The organism is Streptomyces monticola, from assembly GCF_042665355.1.
Classification (GTDB): Bacteria; Actinomycetota; Actinomycetes; order Streptomycetales; family Streptomycetaceae; genus Streptomyces; species Streptomyces monticola.
The window spans coordinates 131,077-150,739 of sequence record NZ_JBHTCF010000014.1; the positions used below are offsets into that span (position 1 = coordinate 131,077).

The following is a 19,663-nucleotide window of genomic DNA, read 5'->3' on the forward strand; positions in this document are numbered from 1 at the left end:
GAAATGACCCGCTGCTCAACTGGGCCGGGGTGGTCGGTGGCGCGACCACCCCGCTCTGGCGTCCGGTCCGGAAGCAACGGCTCAATCCGTGCCCACTGCGCGTCAGTCAACGGCACACCCGGACCAACGATCAGCTAGATCTGGAGGGAGCGGCTACATGCTGCCTGGGTCATCGGCTCGGCCGACAGCTGTCCACCAGGCGATCACTCGGGCTGCCATCGCTTCCGGCTGCGAAACCAGAGGGTCCAGGCCGAAGTGATCCTCCAGTTCGTGCCGCAGAAAGTCACTGATCTCCGTCTGGTCAGCGCGCCCACGGAGCCGCTGGAGCAAAGGGGCGAGCATGCAGTCGTACTCATCCTGCACATCGTCGGCTACACCGATCGGGTCCCACTCGTTGAGCAGGTGCCGCAGGTCGTTCTCGGTGGCGGGGGTCCCAGGTTGCATCGCACAAGAGTGCCACCCGGGAACGACCGCCGCCATCACTCGCCCCCTCCTTGATCCAGACGAAACCGCCTAGTAGTGCTTCGTTAGGTTCTGGCTCGGCGTGTTGTGAGGCGATTGCCGCAGGTGGTGCAGGTGCCGGTCCAACACCGCAGCATGTCCTGCAGGGTGTCGAGGACTTGGTAGAGACTCAGGGCGCGGTCAGGGCTTTTGGGTCGTATCGCCTGAGGGTGAGGAAGGCCTGGGCGGCGGTGACGAGGGTGACGTGATGGTGCCAGCCGCGCCAGGTACGGCCTTCGAAGTGGTCCAGGCCCAGGCCATGGGCTACGACGGCTCCCTCGCCGGCACGTACTTCACCGAGCCGCGCCCCGAGTAGGCCACCGTACTGAAGAGGTCCCGGTCCAGTGCGCATGGGCCGCGAGGACGGTGCTGCGGTCGGGAACGTGGTCCCAGGCGTGGGCGATGTGCCCGTCGGGTCTGACCAGAGCTGCGGCGGCCCCGAAGTCGCGTGAGGTGGGCTCCGGCGTGAACAGGCCGGTGGGGCAGGCGAGTTCACCGCCAGAGCCCGCGCGCAGGGCCAGGAGGAAGCGGCCGGGGCGGAGCCGGTCGAGGAGTTCCGGTGCGGGCAGGCGGCGCCCGGCCAGGGGGTGGGCGCCGAGCGGGGCGGGGTAGGAGACGTCGAGGCCGGACATCCAGCCCGCCAGATGTCGTGCGGCGCCCTCTTCGTGGACGAGCAGATCGCTGATGAGGTGGCGCAGGGCGGCGCCTGCGGGGGTGAACGTGTACATGAGCGCGGTCTGGGCGAGCGTGTTGTGGGCCAGGGCTGCGGCGACCGGATGCCGCTCGGCGTGGTAGCCGGACGGGCCGCAACGGATGTGGGGGGCGGCGCTGCCGGTGCATTCGGCGGCGAGCTTCCAGGCGAGGTTGGCGGCGTCCTGCAATCCGACGTTCAGGCCCTGGCCACCCGCCGGGAAGTGCGTGTGGGCCGCGTCGCCGGCCAGGAAGACCCGTCCCGCTCGCAGCTGGGCGGCGGTGTGCGTGGCATCGGTGACCTTGGACATCCACACGGTCTCGCGCAGGCCGTAGTCGGTGCCGGAGATGCGGCGCAGGGCGGATCGCAGCCGCTCCTCGGTCAGTTCGGCGTCACGCCTCGATCCCGCCTGCGCGGCGCTGAGGCCGGTGTCGCGCGGTTCCGCGCCGTACAGGCGGTGCAGGCCGCCCGGCAGCGGCAGCACGCTGAGGGTCCCCGACCGGGCGTCCCAGCGGTGTACGGCCTGCCCCGGCGGGTGCGCGAGACGGGCGTCGGCCACGAAGGTGACGAGGGACGGGCCGGTGCCGGGGAAGACGATGCCCGCCTGACCGCGCACCAGGCTGTGCGCCCCGTCGGCGCCGACCAGATAGCGCGCCCGGTACACAGCCCGTCCGACGTGGGCCCGTACTCCGTCGCGGTCCTGCGCCACCTGCTCGACGCGCTGCCCGTAGTGGACCGGCACGGCGCGGCTCAACAGGTGCTCCAGGAGCAGCAGTTCGGTGCGGGACTGCGGAACCATCAGGACGTACGGGTAGCGGGTGGGCAGGCCGGAGTAGTCCAGCAGCGTGGGCAGCAACGCGAAATGGGTACCGGTGGCCCGGCGGCCCTGGTCCGCCAGTACGTCTCCCAGGCCGCGCCCGTCGGCGGCGCGCAGCGCGCTGAGGACCTCCAAGGTCCGCGGGTGCACGGTGGCGCCCTTGGAATGCTCGCTAGGGCCAGTGCGCTGTTCCAGGACGGTCACCCTGACGCCTGCCGCGTCCAGCAGGGCGGCGGTGAACAGTCCGACCGGGCCGGCACCGACAACCAGGACGTCGGCGGCGGTGCCCGCCGAGCCCCGGCTCACCGGCTCCCGGCCGGCCGGAGCAGGGCCACGCCGCCGAGCAGGCCCGCCGTGGCGGTGGCGTGGACGAGGAAGGCCTTCCGGTTCGGGGCCCACACCCCGGTGGCAGGCCCGCCGGACCACATCGCGGCGCAGTACCCGCCCGCCGCGGCGGCCATGGCCGACCACAGGCCACTGCTGCGCCCCGGCCCGGCGAGCGCGCCGATACCGACCGCGGTCAGGGCACCCGTGGTGACCAGCACCTCGCGGGCCATGTGGTACTGCACGTGCCGCTCGCCGTACCGCAGCCGAGGAGAGCGGTATGTGGCGTCGGTGATGTGGGTGGCGGTGTGCCACACGGAAGGAGCGGCCGCGGCGATCCCCGCCAGAGTGACGCAGACACCGAGACGTTCACGGATGATGTCTGTCATCGGACGACGTCCTTCCCGTCAGGGGTGGTGCAGGTCATCGGGGTACGTCCTTTCCGTCGAGGGGGTGCGCCGAGGGCCGTCACCCGCCGTGTGGGGCGTGGTGAGAGCAGCCAGGCGCGCCGGGTCGTGGATGTTCTCCCAGTGCTCGGTGATCCGGCCGTCCTCGAAACGCCACAGCCCGCAGAACGGCTGGGCGCACAGCCCGCCGGGGAAGCGGGCGCGGAGGGTGCCGAGGACGGCGCCGAAGTGGTCGTCGGCGACGATGTCCGCCACGTCCATGCGCAGGGTGCCGCCACTGGCACGGATCAGCCCCCGCTCCCAGGCGAGCACGGCGGCCACCCCGATGACGTCGGGGTCGCGGGGCCCGACGGCGCGGGTGGCGGGATGCAGGACGATGCCCTGGTCCGCGTACCGGACGAGGCTCGTGAGGTCCTCGTAGACGGCGGCGAGGACCCGGGCGTGGGGATGGGCGCGGTCGTGGGGCATACCGGGTCGCCTTCGGCGTTCAGGAGTTGGGCGGGGGGACGGGGCACGGGCGCAAGAGCGGCAGACGGGCCGCGTCCACGGCGTCGGCGATCGCCCGCAGGTCCCCCGCGCTCAGCCGGAGTCGGCGGGCGCACATGTTGGACTCCAGGTGATCAATGCGGGTGGTGCCGGGGATGAGGAGGGTCGCCGGGCTGTGGTGCAGCAGCCAGGCCAGGGCCAACTGTGCGGGTTCTGCCCCGAATTGAGGGGCGATGCGGGCGAGCGGCCCGCCGGGGTCGACCAGGCCGCCATGGCCGAGGGGGAACCACGGGATGTGGGCGAGGCCCTGCTCCTCGGCGTGGCGCAGGACGGGCTCGTCGGTGCGGTCGGCCAGGTTGTAGAGGTTCTCCACGGCGACGATGTCGGCGTGCCGCCCGGCCCGGGCCAGTTCGTCGAGCGTGACTCCGGGCTGGCCGGACAGGCCGATGTGCCGGATCTTTCCCTGCTGCTGGAGCCGGACGAGTTCGCCGAGCTGGTCGGCTAGGGGGACGGCCGGGTCGATACGGTGGAGCTGGTAGAGGTCGATCCGCTCCACGCCGAGGTTGTGGAGGCTCAACTCCACTTGCTGGCGCAGGTATTCGGGCCGGCCGAGCGGGGTGATGTAGGGCTCGCCCTTGTGGTCCCAGTCGGTGGGGCCGGTCCGCAGCAGGCCGCCTTTGGTGGAGATGGCCAGTCCGTCCGGATAGGGATGAAGTGCGGCGCGGATGACGCGCTCGTTGTGACCGGGGCCGTACGAGTCGGCCGTGTCGATGAAGTCGACGCCCAACTCGACGGCCCGGCGCAGTAACTTCACGGCCCGGTCGGGGTCGGCGGGCGGCCCCCAGACGCCGGGCCCGGTCAGGTGCATGGCCCCGTATCCGATCCGGTGCACGGTCAGGTCGCCGCCGACGGTCAACTGCTGGGGGGCTGCGCGGAATTCGGTGGTCACCTGCGATGTCGCCTCCGAAATGGCCGGGCCGCGCGAAGGGTGGGGCGCGACCGTGCGGTGCGGGTCCGGGCGGTCCTCGGACGTGCGGGGTCGGGCTTAACTCGTCACGCTGCCAAGGCTGGAGGCCTGCCGCCACGCGCACTGGTCCATCTGGGGGGCGGTCGTCCCGAATACGCGTAACGACCCCGGAATGCGATCAACCTGTCACTGTCCGCATCGACGTCTGATCGAACACGGAGGCCTCACCATGCCCCACACCCCCCGCCGTCCACTCCTGCGCCCGGCCATCGGCCGGCGGGCGCTCACCGCCGGCCTGGCGGTGGCCTGCCTCACCGCCGGCACCGCGGCCGCCTCACCGGCGTCCCGGGCCGCCGGGCCCGCCGTGGATCTGTCGATCACCGCGCAGCCGGCCCATCTGGCCCCGGGCAGCCGCGGGGTCCAGCGGCTCAGCGTCGCCAACGCCGCCGACCGGGCCACCACCGGCCCCACGCTGGTCTCGTACGCGACCCCCGCCTACACGAACATCGACCGGAAGAAGGCCCTGCCCCACGGCTGCCGGATCGCGTACTCCAACGCGGACCCGATCATCCCCGAGGTGGTCACCTGCCTGCTCCCGGCGGGCATCGCCAAGGGCAAGGACCGCGCCGTCGACATCCCCGTGACCGTCACCACCCGGGCCCGTCTGACCGGCCAGGTCCGGGGCCGGGCCAGCGTCCTTCCCGCCCCCGGCTCGAAGGACGTCGAAGCCGACACCAACAACAACTGGACCATGGCCCACCTGTCCGTCACACGCCCGACCCCCGCGACCCCGCCCGGCAACACGGTGGGTCTGTGGCTCGCCCAGTCCGACGGCGTCGTGGACCGCGACGGCAAGGCCGAACTCACCCTGCGCTACGGCAATGTCGGCCCCCACCGCACCCGGGACGACGCGAAGATCGTGCTGACCACACCGCTGCTCATCAAGGTCGACACCGAGGAAGGGCTGCCGCGCGGCTGCGCGTTCGCGCTGGACGACCGGACACCCGGCGTCCCGCAGATCGTCGTCTGCGACCGGCGTGTGCACGGCATCGAGTGGGAGGACGACCTCACCGTCCCGCTCACCACCCAGCCCGGCGTGCCCCGCGGGCTGACCTCGGGGACGGCGCTCATCGCTCCGGCGGACCCGGGCGACGTCGATGCCGACCAGACCGACAACCTCAGCGTCGCCGTCGTCCGCGTCCCCGCCAGGAACGCAAGCACCCAGTAGGCGGCCGAGTCCGGCGGCGCACGCGCACCGTCTGAAGGCGGGACGGGGCGGCGAGTATGTCGCTGGTGGACTCGTCTACATACTCAGCGCACGTGCCGACAGGGCTGCCCCGTTGTGGGGCAGCCCTGTTGTCGTTCGGCTCGAGGAGCGGAATCAGGCGTCGGCGAGGTGATTGGCCAGGTGCAGTGCGTCCGTGGCCACGGTGTCCACGGACAACGGGCCGCCCGGGTGAGCGGTCAGTTGATCTCCTTGTGGGCGGACAGCTCATCCCCCTTTCCGGTATGAGTTTTAGCCCCTCGAGTGGGGGTGCGTGTTGAGTTGACGCCGTTACTGATGGCCGTCGCGGGTCGTCGCGTCGGCGTGGAGAGCTTCCCTGACGAGCACGGTCTGATTCCCGTTCCCAGCGCGGCCCTGGTGGGTGCGTACTGGTTGGACGCACCCGTTCACGAGACGAATGACTGCATGTGGTGTGTCCAGATGCGTTCATCCGATGCCCAGCGGCCTGGCGCCGGGAGGAACGTTCCTCCCGCGGGGACCGGTCAGTGGTCCGGGTCAGTCGGCGGGACCCAGCGGAACAACGCCTTCCCCGTTGGTGGCCTGCGTCAGTCGCAGTGAGGAGCCCTCGGTCAGGACGATGTGCGCGTGGTGGATCAACCACGTCACACCCGGGCCAGGACATCGGCCCACCCTCGACACTCGACGAACCGGCAACCGCCAACGGCGTCCGTCGCCAGCCGGACTTGGCCTTGAGCGGTCGGCCGAACGCGTCCGGGAGCGTACCGGCCTGCCTCAGCCGGTGCCGTCCTGCACCGGATAGTGGATGACGACCGCACCGCCGGTGGCATAGTTGGCGACATCGGCGGCCAGCCGCCGGCCGTGCGGCGACTCCTGCGCCGCGGCCATGGTGGCGGCGTCAGCGAAGTCGGCTTCGAAGACCGCGAAATACGGCGCCGCTACCTCGGTCGCCGCTCCCTCGATCGCCCCCACGTCGAAGCTGTAGCGCCAGGCGAGCGGGCCGGGCCAATTCTTGACCAGCTCAAGGTGGTTGGTCACGTAGTAGTCGCGGAAGTGGTCAGGGTCCGCAGGCTCGGGATACAGGACGACAAGCCTATGCATGACGGCCTCCGTCCAGAGGCGCCAGCCGTCCGCCCAACTCGTAGCAACCCCACCCGTGCATGGCGCCGGCCATCGGGAGGGTTCTGGCGGACATGCCGAACGGTCCGGTCGGCGGGGCGTCCCCGGGCGTCATGCGCGCGAGCAGTGCGCCGGCCTGGTTGGTGCGTGGTGGTTGCAGCAGGGCTATCCGCGACATCGGCTCTCCCGTCGAGTTGGTTTCGAAATCAGAAACGCCGGGTGGATGCTAGTGTTTCGAATAACAAAACGCAAGGAGCGTCATGTCGACACCGCGCCCAGGAACGCCGGTTCGTGGATCGACGACCGGCCGTCCCATCATGGCCGCGATGGACCTGTTCGGCCGTCGGTGGGCGCTGCGCATTCTCTGGGAACTGCGTGCGGGTCCGCTCGGTGCCCGCGCGCTGCTGGCACGGTGCGAAGGGCTGTCATCCAGCGTCCTCTACCAGCGGCTCCGCGAACTCGTATCGAGCGGGATCATCGCCTCCTCGGCCGATGGATACGAGCTGACCCGGCTGGGGACAGCACTCCGTGATGCCCTCCGTCCGCTCGACGAATGGGCGATCACCTGGGCGCAGGAGCAAGAGCACAACGATCAGGAGCCCACGGAGACGTGAAGATCACCGCCCCACCAGGTGGAGCGGTGATCTGAGGGACGCCGACTCGGGACATGGGCTCACGAGACCTGTGAAATCCCCTCGGTCACTGTCTCGGGCGCGACGCCCCGCCCGGGGAGCTGTGGCCCGGACGATGGCGGTCGAAGGGGCTGTTGAGCGTGGCCTGACGTTCACCGGGTCCGCCGCAGACCCGGATGGACGAAGGATCACCCGCCATGGCCGACTGCTGGTGAACCGAGGGCCGTCGCACGGTAGTTGTGGCCGGCCTGGCCGGCGCATTCGATCCGGTCGGGCTCGGTCCGCGCCGCCTCGACGGGAACGCCGGCGCTCAGGTCGAGCAGCCCGTAGTCCCCGGTGCGCAGCCCGCTGCGGAGCTTGACAGAGGTGTCGCGGCACGCCCCGCCGCCCCGCCCGCCCAGGCGATGGCCCGCGCCCTGCGCACCGTCGCACAGCGATGTGCCGCCCCGGACCTGCACCGGACCCACCTCGGCTCGGTCCGGCGGGGCTGACGGTGCGGGAAGGGGGGCGGGGGGCGATCGGCGGGCCGGCTCAGGGCGTGGACAGGTCGAAGCGCAGGACGCGGACCGCGCCGCCGAGCGCCTGCGTGGCGTGGTTGAAGAGGGCGAAGCGGTAACCCATGAAGAACCGCCAGTCGTTGCCCATGGAGAAGGCGGGGCCGAGTCGGGTGAAGGTGGTGCCGTCGGTGCTGTAGGAGAAAGTGCCGGGCCGTGCCGAACCGGGCCGGATGTCCGCGCTCGCGCGCAGCCAGATGCGGCCGCCCGGGACGGTTGCGCTCGCGACCTCGGTGCCGGTGTGGGTGGTGTTCCAATTGCCGTCCATGGCAAGCCCGTTGACCATCACCAGCCGCGTCGTACCGCCGTCGCGCTTGACGCCGATCCAGGCGGAGGAGTCACGCAGCAGCGCGAGTCCGGCCCGGTCGCCGTCCCGCATCGCGGAGTGGTCGAGCTGGATGGTGGCGGTGGACGTCGGGCCCTGGATGCGGTGCGTGAGGGTGTTGCGGGCCCAGTAGAGGTCGTTGGTGACGGTCGCGGTGTGCAGGGTCAGGCCGTTGCCGACCGACCACTTGGTGTTGTCCGGGTTGTGGTTCCACTCCCATCTCGGCTTGAGGGCCGTGCCGTCGAAGGTGTCGACGCCGGTCATGGGGGTGACCTGGCGGGGCGGCGGGGGCACGACAGGCCTTGGATACGAGGTGCCCCAGGCGCCGTTCACCAGTTGCACCACGGGCCAGCCGTCCGACGTCCAGGTGACCGGTGCCAGTACGGGCATCCGGCCGCCGGGGTAGGCGTCGACGAAGGCCATGTAGTACCAGGCGCCGCTTCGTGTCTGCACCAGGCCGCCCTGGTGCGGCACGCCGCCGCCGGGGACCGGTCCGCGCAGGTCGAGGAGGACCTGCCGCATCGTGTACGGGCCGAAGGGGCCGCCGGAGGATTTGAGGATGTACTGGCCGTTCGCGGGGCGGGTCAGGAAGATGTAGTACCGCCCGTTGATTTTGTAGAAGCGGGCGCCTTCCAGGGTGCCGACACTGGGCGGTGTGGTGAACACCTGCTGTGTGCGGACCTGGTTGCGGCCGTCGGGCGAGAGCTGGGCCACGCTGATGGTGGTGTTTCCGTACGCCACGTACAGGGTGTCGTCGCTGTCGACGAGCAGGCCCGCGTCGTAGTAGGGGGTGCCGATGGTTGTCAGCCTGTTCCATGGTCCCTCGACGGCGGTGGCGGTGTAGATGTACGTCCGGGCGAAGTCGATCTGGCCGAGCCAGTAGAAGGTCCCGTTGCTGGGCCGGTAGGCCAGTGACGATGCCCAGATCCCTCGGACGTAGCCGCGGGCGCCGTTCAGGTCGTACTTGGCGCCGAAGTCGAGGGCGGGCACCGAGTGACCGGCGATCTCCCAGTTCACCAGGTTGTAGGAGCGCAGGACGGGCGCGCCCGGCGAGTAGTGCATCGTCGAGGCCGAGGCGTAGAAGGTGTCGCCGACGCGGATGATGTCGATGTCCGCGAAGTCCTGCCAGATCACCGGGTTCGTGAAGTCCGCCGCGAGGACGGGCCCTTGGGCGGGGGCCGCGGCGGCGCGGGGAGCGCCGGCCAGATCAAGCAGGGCGCCGGTGGCCAGCCCGGCGGCGGCTGTCAGCGTGCTGCGACGGGACAGGTGGTGCCGAGCGCATGACGGATCCATGTGTGGCCTTCTCCTTGTGTGGCCAGTTCTCCATCGCGTTCGGCATGCCGAACGTAGGTCGGCTTGTCGAACTTTCTGGATGATAGAAGTCAGGCGCGCACCGTCAACACTTCGCGCACAACTTCCCGGCCGCTAAGGGGAATTCGGAACGGGATGCGGGCGGGGGGCCGCAGAGCCCGCGTCCGAATGCCGCAGATCGGCGCCGCCTTGCCGGTCCTGCGCGGTCATCCGCGGCCATCCGGGGGCTCCTGGCCGCCAGGGGGCGGTGTTGACATGTTCGGCCGCCTCTCTAGTATCCGGTGACATCCGGCTTTCCGAATGAAGTTCGAGATATCGAACCTTCTCTTTCTTTCTTCCTTGCAACGTCATGGATACGACACCGAAGGCCATGCCCCACCCACTCACGGAGCCCTTCCCGAAAAGGAGCACCCGGTGCCCAGACGATCAGGCGGACGATTACTCCGCCTCCTCGCGGCCGCCGCACTGACGCTCACCGCGACGGTCACGGCCTCCACCCACTCCCCCGCCTCAGCCGCGCCGGGCAGCCCGGCGCTCACCCCACCGCTGGGATGGAACAGCTGGAACAGCTTCGGCTGCGGCATCACCGAGGCCCAGGTCCGCCAGGCCGCCGACACCATGGTGTCCTCGGGCATGCGTGAGGCCGGCTACCGATACGTCGTGGTCGACGACTGCTGGTTCGACCCGCAGCGCGACGCGGCCGGCAACCTGCGGGCCAATCCGACCAAGTTCCCCAGCGGGATGAAGGCACTCGGGGACTACATCCACAGCAAGGGGCTGAAGTTCGGCATCTACCAGGCGCCGGGAGAGCGCACCTGCGCACAGTCCGTGGGGACCTACCCGGGCTCCACGGGCAGCAAGGGACATGAAGCCCAGGACGCCGCCGCCTTCGCCTCGTGGGGCGTCGACTACCTCAAGTACGACTGGTGCTCCTCCAGCGGCACCCGTGACGAGCAGGTCGCACGGTTCACGCTGATGCGCGACGCCCTGCGCGCCACCGGGCGGCCGATCGTCTACAGCATCAACCCCAACAGCCTGCACGCTCCCACCGGCGCCACGTACAACTGGGGCGAGGTCGCCGACCTGTGGCGGACCACCGAGGACCTGCTCGACATCTGGCAGAACGGCAACACCAACAGCTACCCGATGGGCGTCGGCAACGTCCTGGACGTCACCGCGCCGCTGGCCGCGCAGTCGGGTCCCGGACACTGGAACGACCCCGACATGCTGGTCGTAGGCCGTCCCGGCCTGTCACTGACCGAGTCCCGCTCCCACTTCGCCCTGTGGTCGCTGCTCGCTGCCCCGCTCATGGCCGGCAACGACATCCGCACCATGTCCGCCGACGTCAGCGCCATCCTGCGCAACCCGCGTCTGCTGGCGGTGAACCAGGATCCGCTGGGCGCGGGCGGGCGCAGGGTGCGCGACGACGGCAGCACCGAGGTGTTCGCCAAGCCCCTGTCCGACGGCTCGGTCGCGGTGGGCCTGTTCAACCGGTCGGGCGGCACCGCGACGGTCACCACCACGGCCGCGCAAGTCGGCCTGTCCGGCGGCCCGTTCACCCTCACCGACCTGTGGACCGGTGGTACGTCGAGCACAACCGGGCAGATCTCGGCGAGCGTTCCCGCGCACGGCGTGGCCGTGTTCCGGGTGACCGGTGGCAGCCCGCAAGCGGCCACCACCTCGCGCCTGCGGGGCAACGCATCCGGCCGCTGCGTCGACGTCGACAACGCGTCCACCGCCGCCGGGGCCGCGACCCTGCTCTGGGACTGCCACACGGCCGCCAACCAGCTGTGGACCACATGGGCGGGCGGCGAGATCCGCGTCTTCGGCGACAAGTGCCTGGACGCCTACAACCAGGGCACCACCAACGGCACCCGGGTCATCACCTGGCCCTGCAACGGCCAGAACAACCAGAAGTGGACCGTCGCCTCCGACGGTTCGATCCGCAACGTCCACGCCGGCCTGTGCCTCGACGCCAACGGCGCCGGTACCGCCAACGGGACCCCGCTGATCCTGTGGACGTGCAACGGCCAGGCCAACCAGAAGTGGACCCGCGCCTGAAAGGACCGCAGCCGTTCACCGGGCTGCGGATGCGGCCGTTCGCGCTGGCACCGGGCGCCCGCTCGTGGTGGGCGCCCGGTGTGCGATCAGGGTTGGAGGGTGAGCTTCCATTGCTGGTTGGTGCTGGTGTGGCAGATGTACTGGATCAGCTGGACGTCGTCGGCGGTCGAGGCGCCGGGAACGTCCAAGCACTTGTTGCTCGGCACCGACACGATGCGGTAGACGCCCGCGGTGACGGTGGACTCGAGTTTCCACTTCTGGTTGCCCGCGCCGGTGACGCAGGTCTCTTGCTGGATCGGCGCGTTGTCAGCGGTGGAACTTCCGGTGACGCCCATGCACTTGTTGCTGTGCTGGGCGGTGAGGGTGAAGGTGCCGCTGCCGGCGTCGGTCAGTTTCCACTTCTGGTTGGCGCTGTTGGTCGCGGTCCACTGGATCACCCGTGCGCCATCGGCTGAGGAGTTTCCGGAGACGTCGGCGAGCTTGTTGCTGTGCTGTGCGGTCAGCGTGTAGACGCCTCCGTTCTTCGGAGCGCCGTCCCCTGGACTGCCGACGCCCGTGCCGTTGAAGGCGATGGCGTCCAGGTCGAACGGCGATGAGGAGGTGGAGGATTTGAACACCGCGTACAGACGGGTCGTCCCGTTCGGGACGGTCACCGGCACCGCGGGAAGGGTCGCGTAGGTGTCCCATCCGCCCGTACTGGGAATCGTCCGGCTGGCGACCAGCGTTCCCGTGGGCGAGCCGGCCCGCAGTTCGATCGAGCCGGCGTTGTTGTTGGGGCTGGAGACCCGGAACGCCACCGAGGTGATGTTCTTGAGGTTGACCGGCTGGAAGGCGATCCAGTCGTTGTTGGAGATGTCGCCGATACGCTTGCCGTTCTCCGCGCCGGCCTGGTCGACCACCCGGATGCCTGACGAGCTCGTGAAGTGTTCGGCCTGCTTGCGCATCGGATGGAGCGCGACGCCGGCCGTTCCGGCGAGGCCGCCGGTGTCGGTGTACTTCGCCGTCAGAACGTGGAAGAAGTTCGACGTCGGGTCGTGGCCTGCGCTGCTCGTGGAGAACGAGCCTGTGCAGCCTGGCTTCGTTTCGACGTCATGGCTGTGCTCGTCGTGGCCGATGGCATAGAGCACAGAGACCTTGGCGCAGTCGATGGCGGTGCCGTCTTCTGCGTCGGTGACCTTCACCCGGTAGCTCACGGTGTGGCCGTCGCCGAGGAATCCGCCGTTGGGCGGCTCCTCCAACACCACGACCGGGCGGGTGTTGCCCACCGTCACATCGATGGTCGCGGAGCCGGTCTTCCTGCCCGGGTCGCTGACGGTCAGCCGCGCGGTGTATGTGCCGTTGGTGGTGTAGGTGTACGTCGGGTTGACTGCCGTGGAATCCGTGGTTCCGTTCCCGTCGAAATCCCACGCGTAGGTGAGCGGGTCCCCGTCGGGGTCGGAGGATCCGGCCGAGGAGAACGCGACCTGCAGCGGGCCGGCTCCGCTGTCCGGAGTGGCCGAGACCTTGGCCAGCGGGGCCCGGTTGCCGCCACCGATGTAGTCGACCCGGTAGACGCCGTCGTCGGAGTGGTCCTCGAACCAGCCGATGCCCCAGTCGAGGTAGTACATCGCCCCGTCGGGGCCGAAGTCCATGTCCATCGGGGACCGCAGGCTGAGGCTGGGCACGAAGTTATTGATCTTCAGAAGGCCGCCGCTGCCGTCAAGACGCATCTCGCGGATGTAGTTGCGGCTCCACTCGAAGAAGAACGGCGTCTTGTCGTAGTACTCGGGAAACTTGCGATCCGAGGTGCTCACCGCGTCGTAGTGGTAGAACGGTCCGCCCATCGGCGCGGCACCGCCGCTCGTGCCCATCTCGGGGTAGGGCGACCCGGCGTGGTAGTCGTACCAGACGGTGGCGGCCTTGGGGGCGGGCAGGGTCGTCAGGCCGGTGTTGTTGGGTGAGGTGTTGGTGGGGGCTGCGCAGTTGAACTTCCCGCCCGAAGCGCCGGTGGCGAAGTTGTAGTCGTTGAACGGGGTGTTGGCGCCGATGCAGTAGGGCCAGCCGTAGTTGCCCGGCCCCTTGATCAGGTTCCACTCCACGATGCCCTCCGGTCCCCGGTTGGGGTTGGCGGAGCCGGCGTCGGGGCCGTAGTCGGCGGCGGAGATCCAGCCGTTGACGGGATCGACGTTGAAGCGGAACGGGTTGCGCCAGCCCATCACGTAGATCTCGGGCTTGGTCTTCGCGGTGCCCGGCGCGAACATGTTCCCGCTGGGGATCGTGTAGCCGCCGGCGTCCTCCGGGTGGATTCGCAGGATCTTGCCGCGCAGGTCGTTGGTGTTGGCAGCGGTTCCCTGGGCGTCGAACCGCTCGCGCCCCGCCCGCTCGTCGATCGGCGTGTACCCGTCGGACTCGCCGGGCTTGATGTCGTCGCCCACCCCTATATAGAGGTTGCCGCCGGGTCCGAACTCGAGGTTCCCGCCGCTGTGTCCGGGCTCGGGGTTGCGCCAGGCCGGGATCTCGATGATCTTCTTCTCGCCGGCCATGTCCAGCGCGGTGCCGGCCGCGTTCAGTGTGAACCGCGAGACACGGACGGTCTCGGCGCTCCCGGCGGGCGAGTAGTTGATGAATATCCGCTTGTTGGAGGCGAAGTCCGGGTCGGCTGCCACGCCGATCACGCCGTCCTCACCGCCGGTGTAGACGTTCAGCGTGGCCAGTGTGGTCGTGGTGCTGACCCCGTTCACGGTCTTGATCATCTTGACCTTGCCGAGCCGCTCCACGTAGAAGACCGTTCCGTCGCCGGCGACGTCCAAGGCCATCGGCTGCGCGGGTTGGCTGTCCAGGGCGACCTTCTGGAAGCGGCCGGCGACGGTTCCGCCGCAGTCGCCGGGCGCGTTGCCCGCCGCCCACTTGATGCCGCCGAGCACATGCTTCTTGAAGTTGTCCTCGGAGTACGAGGCGGCCTGGTGCCCCATCGCGGTCGCCCAGACCCTGCCGCCTTCGGTGTTGCGGCACCAGGAGATCGGGTGGTCGTGCCCCATTTTGGACGGGCCCGCGTCGTAGGTGGTCTCGTCGGCGGTGACCAGGACGTGCGCGTCCCCGCGGAAGTTCTTGTCGAAGTTGTACCACTCCTCCGTCCGCACCCAGCGGTCCGGCAGATCCCTGGTGGACGGGTGCGCCTTGTCGGCGACCTTGGCCGTGCCCTGGAGGATCGATGAGTGCGCCGTCATGTGCGCACCGCCCATCAGCACCTGGTCCCACCACGGGAACTGGGACTCGACGTTCATGTCGGTGGTGTTGTGGATGGCGACGACGCCCTTGCCGCTGCGCACGTAGCTCTGCAGGGCCTGGCGCTGGGCATCGGTGTCCCAGACCATCCCGGAGTTCTGCAGCATGATGATCGCGTCGAAGGAGGCGAGACCGGACGCACTGAAGATCGCCGAGTCCTCGCTCTTGACGACCTCGAAGTCATGGGCCGCCGCGAGCTGTTCGACCATGGTGGTCCCGGCCGGTATGGAGTCGTGCCGGTAGGCACCGGCGGCGGTCTTGGTGAACAGCAGCACCTTGAACTCGGCAGCAGCCGCCACCGCGGGCGGCACCTGCACGAACATGAGCATCAGCAGCGTCACCGCTGCGGTGGACAGAGCACGGATCACTGATGATCTGCGCATGGGGGCGGGTACCTTTCCGGGGGTGAGTGCCATCCGGTCCGGAGGCACCCGGACCGGGAGGTCAGCTCGGCGGGTCCGAGCTGAGCTGGCTGTGGGTGGGCCCGCGTAGGAGCTCCTTGCTCCTGTCGGAGTTGTTTCAGTGCGGCCCCCTTCGGCGTGCTGAGTCCCGTCCGCCCGCCGGTCCGGCGGCATCTCCGCACCGGCCCAAGACAGGGAATGGGTGCCGGTACAGAACCGGCTCCGGACAGGCGGACGGGACGATCGGGAAGGGCATCCGCTCAACGCGCTGTGCGTCGAAGAGGCCGCTGAGGACGACGTACGCGGGGCTGGATCAACTGCGGGTGCTCCACTGCTGGTTCGACCCGCCATGGCAGCTCCAGAGGTGGATCAGTGTCCCGTTGGCGGTACCGGTGCCGCTCACATCGAGGCAGAGCCCCGACTGGACCCCGGTGATGGTGCCGTTCGCGTTGATGTTCCACTGCTGGTTCACCTGGCCGTTGCAGTCCCAGATGACCGCCTTCGTGCCGTTGGTCGTGCCCTGTCCGCCGGCGTCCAGGCACTTGTTGCCGAAGACCGTGAGCTGCTTGCCCGCCGTGTACGTCCAGCGCTGGTTCGAGCCGCCGTGGCAATCCCACAGCTGGGTCTGAGCACCGTTGACGGCACTGGAACCCGGCACGTCGAGGCAGCGGCCCGACTGTCCGCCGACGATCATGACACTGTTCTGCTGCGCCTGGTCCCGGATCCCGGCGGAGGCCATGACGGCGCGGGCGCCGCTCGGCCAGTTCCCGCCGCTGACCACGACGGTGCCGCTGTTGACGTTTCCTCGTGAGCCGGTCGCGATGTTGGTGCCCGAGCTGGTGGTCCAGTTGTCGGTCAGCGTGAGGTTGCCGGTGTTGTTGTTCGCCCACAGCTGCCCGTAGGCCCAGGTGCCCACGTTCTCGAAGACGTTGTTCGCCGCGGACTGGTAGCGCGCTCCTTCGTCGAAGTACAGGCCGAGCCAGCCATTGGTGTTCCGGAAGTAGTTCTGGTTCACCGTGGTGCCGGGAAGCGCCGAGAGGCTGTAGAAGGCCGCGCCGTCGGTCATCTGCCTCATCACGTCGTGGACGTGGTTTCCCTCGATCCGGTAGTTCTTCGCGATCGTCGGCGTGGTGTACTTCGGCTGGTAGTTGTACAGGCCGCGATCGATGTAGTCCTGGCTGCCGCCCGCGTCGTTCGCGCCCCACCCGTACCCGATCGAGATGCCGGTGTAGGGCAGGTTGTAGACCTCGTTGTGCGTCATCGCCGAATCGGCGGTGTAGGTCATGAGCAGCCCGACGTGGCTGCGGTACTCGACCGCGACGTCGCGCACGAGGTTGTCGCTGTAGACGATGTCCTTGTTGATCATCCGGGTGTCGCCGGGGTGGTGGGCGTCCGCCTGGACGCCGCCGGCGATGGCGGCCCCGGCCGAGATCTGCTCGAAGACGTTGCGGACGACGTCGATGTCGGAGGCGCCGAGCCCGACGCCGGTGGCGTGTGCGTTGGCGTCGTTGCCGATGCCGAGCCCGACTTGGCCGAGGGCGGTGAACCGGTTCTCGGCGAAGGTGACGGCGTTGGCCGCCGAGACCTGGACCGCCGCGGGCATCTGGCGCCAGTGCGGCCGGGCCGCCTCGAAGGCCTGGCAGCCCGACTGGCACGAGGTGAGCCAGTCGTTCGGTCTCTGCCATGTCCCGTGGATGTACGCGCCGGTCTGCTGGTCGGCATAGCCCTGGTCGCTGTTGGGCAGCAGCCAGCTCGTGTGGGAGAACTGCAGGCCCGTGAACGACAGATGGTGGGCGGGCGCGGCGTAGGTGCCGCCGACCCTCAGGAGCGACTCGAGGCGGGGCAGCCGGACGTCGGCAGCCGCCATGTCCTCACCGCTCAAGGGCTTGTAGTAGAGGACGCCGGCGGCTGAGTCGAGGTACCACTCACCGGCCGTGTCGAGGAACTCCCGCGCGTTGACCAGGTACATCGGGCCGGCACGGAAGGGCTTGGAGAGGGTGTCGTAACCCCAGGTGTTGTTGTTCCACGCCGGCTGCTCCATCGTGATCGTGTTGTTGCTGATCGACCGGACCGGCGCGTACCGGTCGGTGAACGAGTTGACCGATTCCAGTTCGATCCGGTCCTGGTTCCTGAGGTTGTTCAGATAGGCCAACGCGCCGCTGGTGAAGGTGAGTCCGGTCGTGGTGAAGGCGAAGTCGCCGCGGTTGACCTGCTTCTGTGCCCGTGTGGCGATCCGGCCGTTGACGTACAGCTGCCGGGTGTCGAAGCCGGTGCCGACGGAGGCCTGCCAGATGTTCTGGGCGGCGTCGGCCACCGTCCAGCCGCTCACTTTCTGCCCTCCGGAGATGATCGGCCGCGCGCCCGGCGCCGCCTGCCACCGCACGGAATGGCCATGGGTGCCGGAGTCGGCCGCCGTGAAGGTCAGCGGCGCGTTCAGGGCGTACGTCCCCCCGGCGAGCTGGACGACGATGTCGTCGGTCATCGCCGGTGCGAGGGCCCGGACCGCGGACTGCGCCTGGCTCAGTGAGCAGGGCTGAGCCGAAGAGCACGTGGTGCCCGAGCCGTTCGGCGAGGCGTGCAGAGTCGTCACGTCCGCGGCCGCGGACGAAGGCACCGTGATCACTATTGCGGCCGCCGCTGTCAGCCCCGCGACGGCCAGCCTCGCCAGTCGTCGCGGAGCGGCGGATAAGAGTGCGGGCATGTGGTCTCCTCCGGGGCGAGAAGTCACCCGAAACGTAGGTCGTATGACGTATGAGGTCAACCGGTGAATGCGTTTTCGCAGCTTCTCCACTGCCGGATTCGGACAGCGGCGCGGCGAACTGAGGCAGACGTACGTGGCCGCGGACGCCCCTGCCGTGGGGCACGGGTCAGCTCCATTGCTGGTTCGCCCCGCCGTTGCAGGACCACAAGACGATCTTTGTGCCGTTGGCGGTGCCCGCGCCGTTGGCGTCGAGGCACAGTCCGGACTGGACGCTGGTGAGGGTGCCGTTGGCGTTGCGCCGCCATTGCTGACTGGCCTGGCCGCTGCAGTCCCAGATGACGGCGGCGGTGCCGGCGCCGGTGCCGTGGTTGTAGCCGTCCAGGCACTTGGTGCCGTAGACACGCAGCTCGCCCGCGCCGGTCATGGTCCACTGCTGGTTGGTGCCGCCGTGGCAGTCCCAGAGCTGGGTCGCGGCATTGTTGGCCTGAGACGCGCCGGAGACGTCCAGGCAGCGGCCCGACGCAACTCCCCGGAGAGGGGCGGCGGTTCCCGGAGGCGTGCCGAGCTCCTTGATCCGGATGTTGCGGAAGGACACGTCGTCGCCGGTTCCGTGGTTCTGGATGCCGATGTGCCCCGAGGTCAGTGACCGCGCCGGGTCGGTGTTGGTGAAGTCGTTGATCTTGACTCCGTTGAGGAACACCTGCAGCCGCTCGCCTTCGACGAGCAGCTCATAGGTGTTCCACTCGCCGGGCGGGTTCAGTGCGGCGTCTCTGGCCGCGGGGTCGGCCGCCTTGAATCCGTAGATCGCTCCGGTCGTCTTGTCCGGAGTGTCGCTCGCGTCGATCTGGACCTCATGGCCGGTGTTCAGGGCCGTGTTCGGGTCACCGGTCTGCGGGAAGCCGACGACGACGCCCGAGTTGTCGTCCCCGTCGGCCTTCCAGTCGAGTTTGAGCGCGTACGAGCCGAACTGTTTGGCGGAGTACCAGAGCATGCCCAGGCCGCCGGTCGACTTGAGGGTGGCATCGGCGTTGGTGAACCCGCCGGGCCCGGCCTGCGACCAGCCCGAGGTCGACCCGTTGTAGAGCGTCGTGTAACCGGTCTCCGGGCGGCAGTCGGCCTTGGTCGTCCCGGCCGCCCAGCGGATACCGCCGAGCAGGAGCTGGCGGAACTGCGGCTCGGCGTACGACGCGATGGTGTGGCCGAGCCCGGTATAGAAGGACCGCCCGGTGCCTTGCGTGTGGCACCACGTGATCGGGTGGTCGGCGCCCATGGTGCCACCGCTGTAGGTGGATTCGTCCAGCGTCTGCAGGACGCGGACCTGAGATCTCGGGTTGCTGCGGTAGTTGTACAGCTCGTCCGTGCGGCTCCATGCCGGGCCGATGCCGGCGGTGGCGGCGTGCGCTCGGTTCTCGGTCTTGACGGTGACCTGCTGGATCGCCGGATGGCTGCTGAAGTAGGCACCGACGAGCTGTCCGTAGTACGGCCAGTCGTACTCGGTGTCGGCCGCCGCGTGGACGCCCACGTAACCTCCGCCGCCGTCCACATAGGAGGCGAGGGCGGTCTGCTGCGCCGGGTCCAGCACGTCGCCGGTGGTGTTGAGGAAGATGACGCTCTTGAACTGGGCGAGATTGGACGCGGTGAACGCGGAGGAGTCCTCGGTCGCCGTCACCGTGAAGTTGTTCGCCGCGCCCAGGTCGCGGATCGTCTGGATACCGGTGGGGATCGAGTCATGCCGGAACCCGGCCGTCTCGGAGAAGACGAGGACCTTGTAGGCGGGGTCGGCCGCCGCGTGCGCGGGAGTGAATCCGAACCCGATCAGGGCGGCCGCGGCTGCGGCGGCCGCGCGTCTGCATTTCATG

14 protein-coding genes and 1 pseudogene are annotated in these 19,663 nt (G+C 69.3%); 3 read left to right on the forward strand and 12 right to left on the reverse strand.

The genetic code is table 11. The annotated features are described in order from the left end of the window. Positions 1-153 precede the first annotated feature (153 nt). The 6 genes and pseudogenes from ACFQVC_RS28565 to ACFQVC_RS28590 all read right to left on the reverse strand — a co-directional run bounded on the left by ACFQVC_RS28565 (position 154) and on the right by ACFQVC_RS28590 (position 4,175). The gene (locus ACFQVC_RS28565; RefSeq protein WP_381835901.1) at positions 154-444 is read right to left on the reverse strand and encodes a hypothetical protein; all 291 of its coding nucleotides are present in this window, start codon (positions 442-444) and stop codon (positions 154-156) included. Positions 445-631: 187 nt separating this feature from the next. Next, positions 632-763: pseudogene (locus ACFQVC_RS28570) on the reverse strand (IS701 family transposase); the annotation flags it as partial. Positions 764-794: 31 nt separating this feature from the next. Next, positions 795-2,315: an FAD-dependent oxidoreductase gene (locus tag ACFQVC_RS28575; protein WP_381835903.1), complete on the reverse strand. Its 1,521-nt coding sequence runs from the start codon at positions 2,313-2,315 to the stop codon at positions 795-797. Further along, complete coding sequence (locus tag ACFQVC_RS28580; protein ID WP_381835905.1) at positions 2,312-2,722, reverse strand: hypothetical protein; 411 nt, start codon at positions 2,720-2,722, stop codon at positions 2,312-2,314. The genes ACFQVC_RS28575 and ACFQVC_RS28580 overlap by 4 nt, the downstream gene beginning before the upstream one ends. An 18-nt stretch (positions 2,723-2,740) precedes the next feature. Continuing rightward, positions 2,741-3,208: a nuclear transport factor 2 family protein gene (locus tag ACFQVC_RS28585; RefSeq protein ID WP_381835907.1), complete on the reverse strand. Its 468-nt coding sequence runs from the start codon at positions 3,206-3,208 to the stop codon at positions 2,741-2,743. Between the two features lie 19 nt (positions 3,209-3,227). Next, a complete protein-coding gene (locus tag ACFQVC_RS28590; protein WP_381835909.1) occupies positions 3,228-4,175 on the reverse strand; it encodes an aldo/keto reductase in 948 nt (315 codons plus the stop codon). 247 nt (positions 4,176-4,422) lie between these two features. Between ACFQVC_RS28590 and ACFQVC_RS28595 the strand changes: the two genes are divergently transcribed. Continuing rightward, positions 4,423-5,421, forward strand: coding sequence for a hypothetical protein (locus ACFQVC_RS28595; protein ID WP_381835911.1), 999 nt, complete (start codon positions 4,423-4,425; stop codon positions 5,419-5,421). Positions 5,422-6,210: 789 nt separating this feature from the next. On the opposite strand, the gene ACFQVC_RS28600 is transcribed toward ACFQVC_RS28595, so the two are convergent. Further along, positions 6,211-6,537, reverse strand: a complete 327-nt coding sequence (locus tag ACFQVC_RS28600) for an EthD family reductase (RefSeq protein ID WP_381835912.1) — start codon at positions 6,535-6,537, stop codon at positions 6,211-6,213. Between the two features lie 335 nt (positions 6,538-6,872). Between ACFQVC_RS28600 and ACFQVC_RS28605 the strand changes: the two genes are divergently transcribed. Then, on the forward strand, positions 6,873-7,169 hold the full coding sequence (locus tag ACFQVC_RS28605) for a winged helix-turn-helix transcriptional regulator (RefSeq protein ID WP_381836083.1): 297 nt from the start codon (positions 6,873-6,875) through the stop codon (positions 7,167-7,169). A 206-nt stretch (positions 7,170-7,375) separates the two neighbouring features. On the opposite strand, the gene ACFQVC_RS28610 is transcribed toward ACFQVC_RS28605, so the two are convergent. Continuing rightward, the gene (locus ACFQVC_RS28610) at positions 7,376-7,645 is read right to left on the reverse strand and encodes a hypothetical protein (protein WP_381835914.1); all 270 of its coding nucleotides are present in this window, start codon (positions 7,643-7,645) and stop codon (positions 7,376-7,378) included. A gap of 73 nt (positions 7,646-7,718) precedes the next feature. Next, entirely contained in the window at positions 7,719-9,359 is a 1,641-nt protein-coding gene (locus ACFQVC_RS28615; protein ID WP_381835916.1) for a glycoside hydrolase family 43 protein, read from the reverse strand. Between the two features lie 432 nt (positions 9,360-9,791). Between ACFQVC_RS28615 and ACFQVC_RS28620 the strand changes: the two genes are divergently transcribed. After that, positions 9,792-11,438, forward strand: coding sequence for a glycoside hydrolase family 27 protein (locus tag ACFQVC_RS28620; protein ID WP_381835918.1), 1,647 nt, complete (start codon positions 9,792-9,794; stop codon positions 11,436-11,438). Positions 11,439-11,524: 86 nt separating this feature from the next. On the opposite strand, the gene ACFQVC_RS28625 is transcribed toward ACFQVC_RS28620, so the two are convergent. The 3 genes from ACFQVC_RS28625 to ACFQVC_RS28635 all read right to left on the reverse strand — a co-directional run bounded on the left by ACFQVC_RS28625 (position 11,525) and on the right by ACFQVC_RS28635 (position 19,662). Beyond that, positions 11,525-15,085 (reverse strand): ThuA domain-containing protein, encoded by a 3,561-nt coding sequence (locus ACFQVC_RS28625; RefSeq protein WP_381835920.1) that lies wholly within the window; start codon positions 15,083-15,085, stop codon positions 11,525-11,527. Between the two features lie 331 nt (positions 15,086-15,416). After that, a complete protein-coding gene (locus tag ACFQVC_RS28630) occupies positions 15,417-17,804 on the reverse strand; it encodes an RICIN domain-containing protein (protein WP_381835922.1) in 2,388 nt (795 codons plus the stop codon). A gap of 166 nt (positions 17,805-17,970) precedes the next feature. After that, positions 17,971-19,662 (reverse strand): ThuA domain-containing protein, encoded by a 1,692-nt coding sequence (locus ACFQVC_RS28635; RefSeq protein ID WP_381835923.1) that lies wholly within the window; start codon positions 19,660-19,662, stop codon positions 17,971-17,973. Between the last annotated feature and the right edge of the window lies 1 nt (position 19,663).

Coding starts and splice junctions, on each gene's coding strand:
- ACFQVC_RS28615 (WP_381835916.1), bottom strand. CDS start 9,359: ATGGATCCGTCATGCGCTCGGCACCACCTGTCCCGTCGCAGCACGCTG.
- ACFQVC_RS28630 (WP_381835922.1), bottom strand. CDS start 17,804: ATGCCCGCACTCTTATCCGCCGCTCCGCGACGACTGGCGAGGCTGGCC.
- ACFQVC_RS28595 (WP_381835911.1), top strand. CDS start 4,423: ATGCCCCACACCCCCCGCCGTCCACTCCTGCGCCCGGCCATCGGCCGG.
- ACFQVC_RS28565 (WP_381835901.1), bottom strand. CDS start 444: ATGCAACCTGGGACCCCCGCCACCGAGAACGACCTGCGGCACCTGCTC.
- ACFQVC_RS28585 (WP_381835907.1), bottom strand. CDS start 3,208: ATGCCCCACGACCGCGCCCATCCCCACGCCCGGGTCCTCGCCGCCGTC.
- ACFQVC_RS28605 (WP_381836083.1), top strand. CDS start 6,873: ATGGCCGCGATGGACCTGTTCGGCCGTCGGTGGGCGCTGCGCATTCTC.
- ACFQVC_RS28635 (WP_381835923.1), bottom strand. CDS start 19,662: ATGAAATGCAGACGCGCGGCCGCCGCAGCCGCGGCCGCCCTGATCGGG.
- ACFQVC_RS28625 (WP_381835920.1), bottom strand. CDS start 15,085: ATGCGCAGATCATCAGTGATCCGTGCTCTGTCCACCGCAGCGGTGACG.
- ACFQVC_RS28600 (WP_381835912.1), bottom strand. CDS start 6,537: ATGCATAGGCTTGTCGTCCTGTATCCCGAGCCTGCGGACCCTGACCAC.
- ACFQVC_RS28580 (WP_381835905.1), bottom strand. CDS start 2,722: ATGACAGACATCATCCGTGAACGTCTCGGTGTCTGCGTCACTCTGGCG.